Annotated in this window: 3 protein-coding genes and 2 pseudogenes; 2 read left to right on the forward strand and 3 right to left on the reverse strand. The window is 70.8% G+C overall.

What is annotated here, in order from left to right:
* Positions 1–425 precede the first annotated feature (425 nt).
* Together ABZY11_RS43055 and ABZY11_RS43060 are read right to left on the reverse strand one after the other, a co-directional pair.
* On the reverse strand, positions 426–1,505 hold the full coding sequence (locus ABZY11_RS43055) for an NAD(+)/NADH kinase (protein WP_356484399.1): 1,080 nt from the start codon (positions 1,503–1,505) through the stop codon (positions 426–428).
* 180 nt (positions 1,506–1,685) lie between these two features.
* Positions 1,686–3,083, reverse strand: coding sequence for an APC family permease (locus ABZY11_RS43060; protein WP_356484400.1), 1,398 nt, complete (start codon positions 3,081–3,083; stop codon positions 1,686–1,688).
* Positions 3,084–3,453: 370 nt separating this feature from the next.
* Between ABZY11_RS43060 and ABZY11_RS43065 the strand changes: the two genes are divergently transcribed.
* Entirely contained in the window at positions 3,454–3,771 is a 318-nt protein-coding gene (locus ABZY11_RS43065) for a hypothetical protein (RefSeq protein ID WP_356484401.1), read from the forward strand.
* Between the two features lie 64 nt (positions 3,772–3,835).
* On the opposite strand, the pseudogene ABZY11_RS43070 reads toward ABZY11_RS43065, so the two are convergent.
* Positions 3,836–4,255 (reverse strand): annotated as a pseudogene (locus ABZY11_RS43070) (TetR family transcriptional regulator C-terminal domain-containing protein); the annotation flags it as partial.
* Between ABZY11_RS43070 and ABZY11_RS43075 the strand changes: the two are divergent.
* Positions 4,232–4,452: pseudogene (locus ABZY11_RS43075) on the forward strand (FAD-dependent monooxygenase); the annotation flags it as partial. The pseudogenes ABZY11_RS43070 and ABZY11_RS43075 sit on opposite strands and share 24 nt — an antisense overlap.

Here is a 4,452-nt window from a genome sequence, read left to right on the forward strand (position 1 = left end):
GGCTGACCGCTGTCGATGATGGCGGCAATGTCGTGGGGCATGACGAACATGAGGGGGACCAGGAACAGCAGACCTGCAAAGGTGTTGATGAAAATGGAGCGGGCGCCCGCCGAGTCGGTCACCGCGGCGGGTACCCGGTCCGGGGTGCGGGCGCGGGACCGGCCCGTGGCACACAGGTCCCCTCCCCGACAGTCGCTTTCCTGTAGGCGCCAACTATAACGACGTGCTCGTCTTCACCAGATCACGCACCAACTAGGTTTCTGCTGAGGCCAGTTCGTTGTCGGGAACCGTCACGGCGGTGAGGGCTGGGAGGTCGGCACTGCTGGTCAGGGGAACTCCTTCGTCGTACGGCACTTCGGCCTCGCGGCCCCGGATCACCGGCGGGAATCGGGTGGAACCCGGCGCCGACAATCCCCCGGGCGCGGTCAGGCACCGGGCGCCTGCTCCCGGTCCGCCGGGGAGAGATGGAGGTGGGCCAGGTCGTGCGGGACCGGTCCGTCGGGACGGAAGAGCGGTGCGCTCTCCCCGTCGGCCGCCGTGGCCGGAGCGTCCGTGAGTCGCAGGCGGGTGCGCAGCCGCCCGTAGAAGTCGTTCGGGCCGAGCCGGATGACCCGCAGGCGGCGCGGTGCCGCGTACACCCCGAGCCAGTCCCCGGCGTCCAGCACACCGCGCAGCTGGCCGTCGATGGTCACCGCGCCCTGGCCCGAGTGCGGCAGGACCCGCACGGCGATCGGTTCGTCGGCCGCGGCGACGACGGTGCGGTCGAAGGTCATGTGCGCCGCCACGGGCGTGAAGAGGACAGCGTCCATGCGGGGCGAGACCACCGGACCGCCTGCGGCGAAGCTGTAGGCGGTCGAGCCGGTGGGAGTGGCCATGATGACCGCGTCGGCCGAGTAGGAGGCGAGGAGCCGGCCGCCGATGTAGACGCCGAGGCTCACCTGCCGGTCGCGGGCGAGCTTCTCCACGACGACGTCGTTGAGCGCGATGACATCCAGTGCCACGCCCCAGCCCTCCGCCGCGGCCTCCGCGTCGAGAGCGACCTGGGGAGGCGGCAGCATCGGGCGCCGCCCGTAGCCCATCAGGGCGTCGATGTCCTTGGGTACTTCGAGTACGCGGGAGGTTCGCATAGTCAGGGTCATGCGTTCCTCGACCGCCGCCCGGCCCCGGTGTACGGCGTCGAGTGCCCGGACCACGTCCTCGGCCGGCACCTCGGTGAGGAAGCCGACGCGGCCCAGGTCGATGCCGAGGACGGCGGCGTCGTTCTTGGCGGCGATCCTGGCGCCGCGCAGGAAGGTCCCGTCACCGCCGAGCGTCACGATGAGATCGGGGTTGCCCGCGACATCGGCCTCCTCGCGCCCTCCGCGTCTGCGTTCGTCGTCGCGCCACACGTCGATGTCCGTGCACGGGATGCCCTCGCGGGCGCACCAATCGCGTACGACGCCCGCTGCGACGCCGGCCTCGGGGCGGCCCTGGTGAACGACGACTCCGACCCGCTCGACACTCATCCCGCCACGACTCCCCGTGTTCCGACGACGCCCTCACCCCACTCTGAGGGCGTCAGGGGTCTGTCCGCCCGTCGTCGGGCCGACGGGGCACCCGGTCGGGCGACCGGGTCCGTGACGGCACGGGCCCGGCCCGCCCGCGGATGGTCTCCGCCGACGGGCCGGGCACGGAACACGTCCGGGTCAGGACTGCGCGTCCTCCGGGATGCTGACCAGCCAGCGGGTCTCCTGGCGAGGTCGCAGGTAGAGCGCCCAGTAGAGCGTGGCGACCGCCGTGATCCCGCCGGTCCAGAGCAGGTACTCGGTCTCCTGCTGGGTCAGGATGTACGCCAGCACGGCGATCAGCAGCACGGGGATCGCGGGCCACAGCGGCATGCGCCAGGCGGGTGCCTCGCGGTGCGAGCCGCGGCGGCAGAGCAGCGCGGCGACGGCGACCAGCAGGTACATGGCGGTGACGGACACGCCGGTGACGCCGTACAGGGTGTCGAGGTTGACGAAGCAGAGCGCCGCGCCGGGCACGCCGACGACCAGCGTCGCGACCCACGGGGACCCGAACCGGCCGAGTCGGGCCAGGGCGTTGTTGACCGGCTCGGGCCATGCCTTGTCACGGGCGGAGGCGAACAGCACCCGCGAGTTCTGGATGACCATCACGATGCCCGCGTTGATGATCGCGAGGGCCACGCAGAGGCTGACGAAGGTTCCGACGGCCGAGTTGGACCAGGCGACGACCATGGTGTTGAGGTCGCCCGAGGTCAGGGCCGCCAGGTCCGGGGCGCCCAGCGTGATGGCGATGACCGGGACGAGGATGACCGCCGAGGAGATGGCGAGGGTGGCGAGCACGGTGCGGGCCACGTTGCGCCGCGGGTTCTCCAGCTCCTCCGAGAGGTAGACGGCCGTGGAGAAGCCCTGGGTGATGAAGAGCGCGATCGCGAGCCCGGAGACCACCATCATCGCGGTGACGGTCGAGCTCGTGCCGCCCGAGGAGGCGACCGAGCCGTGCACCAGTGCCGAGGCACCGCGCTCGGAGTGCGCGAAGCCGAGAACGGCGACGACGCCTGCCGCGATCACTTCGAGGACGAGGAAGATTCCGGTGATCCACGCGTTGGCACGCAGGTCCAGGAGACCGGCGAGAGTGGCGAGCACCATGACGCCGGCGCCCGCGACAGAAGCCGGGATGTGCACGATGGGCGCGAGGTAGTCGGCCGTTCCCATGGCGATGACCGGGGGCACGATCATCACGACCAGCAGCGAGAGCACGAAGACGAGCCACCCGGCAAGGCGCCCCGCCATGGTCGACACCATGGCGTACTCGCCCCCGGCGCTCGGGATGAGCGTGCCCAGCTCCGAGTAGCAGAAGGCGACCGCGATACAGAGCAGCGAGCCGATGGCGATGGTGAGGGCGGTGTACGTGCCGAGGCTGGAGAACAGGTCCGGCACGACCACGAAGAGGGTCGAGGCGGGCGTCACGCAGGAGAGCGTGAGCAGTGTTCCGCCCACGACGCCGATGGAACGCTTGAGCTTCTGTGGAGTGGGGCCGGTCGCTGGGGCGAGCGCCTGGGGAGCGCTGAGCGTTTCGGTCATCGTGCGGTTCCGATCAACAGGTGCGGTGTGTGAGCACGGGAGCGGTATCGCCTCCAGACGAGGACGTGGTGAGTGGTTTCGTCGCTCCCAGCGCGATATGCAATCCTGACGTGTTCCGCAGGTCAAGAGGCGTTAACCTTCGGAATTCGTTGTCCCGAGGGGTCAATCCGACGGTTTTGTGCTAACAACGCGTCAAAGTACGGGGATCGGCGGGTGCGGGAACCGCAGTCCGGCCCGATGGAAAGTTTCCCCCATATCCAGCATCCGGAAGGGCTGAGGCGGCATCCGGGAGGGGTGGGGCGCCCGGAGTGCGGTCGATGAGCGAGGCCCGCGGGTCGCGCATCCACGGCCTTGATGCCAGCCTGGAGACATGGCTTGGGCGTCGTGGACGACTTGCGGTGTGTTTTCCGGGCGCGGTGGCGTGCTCACGGACGAGGTCGGTGTCCTGTCCGGGGACCTGACCGTGCACACGACTTGGGCGGAGGACATGGCCCAGGTCACTGTGCAGTACACCGGTGCGATCGACTGGTTCACCATGTCGGGCAGTCCGGTGCCGTGCTCCACGGAGGAGCACAGCCGCCGCCTGCACGACGCGGTGATCCGGGCGGTCCGGGACGGGGGCGCGGCCACCGTTCCCGTGCTGCCCCGCACCGGACCGAAGCAGGCGGCGGAACCCGCCCAGGAGTGACGATCACCGCAGGACGTCCAGTAGGAACGATCACGGCGGCGGCACGAACGGCGGCGGCCGGGCGTCAGCCCACGGCCGCGGCGTCGCGGTCGCGGTGGGCGTTGTCGCGATCCGCGCCGCACTTCTCGTGATCCCCGCCGGAGTTGTCGCGAGCGCCGGCCGAGTCGCGCAGCGCCGCGGCGACCAGCCCCGCGATCTCTTCCCTCGGCACTCCCCCGCCGCTCACCAGCCGATCGAATACCAGCCCGTCCACGCAGGCCAGCAGCGTGAGCGTGCGGCCCTCGGCGTCGGCCACGCCCCGCCCATTCAGGAACGCCCGCACTGCCTCTCGTGCCGCGTTCTCGCGCGGCACGAGAATCTCGCGCAGTTCCGGGTGACGCACGCTCTCGACCGCACACGCGTAACGGGCGAGCGACCGCTGCCGCCCCTCCCCGGTGAGCCGCCGCTCGACGAAGCCCGCGAGCCCGTCGCCGAGGTCCGCCGCCGGTTCGACGGCTGGCACGACCCGATTCCCGCACTGCTGGCGGCGACCCGGCCCGACGCCGTCCTGCACCATGACGTCAATGAACTGGTCGTCCCGCTCCCGTCCTACGCGGTGGGCCGGGTCGCCCTGCTCGGCGATGCCGCCCATGCCATGACCCCGAATCTCGGCCAAGGGGCCTGCCAGGCGCTGGAGGACGC

The organism is Streptomyces sp. NPDC006510, assembly GCF_040611955.1.
Taxonomy (GTDB): domain Bacteria; phylum Actinomycetota; class Actinomycetes; order Streptomycetales; family Streptomycetaceae; genus Streptomyces.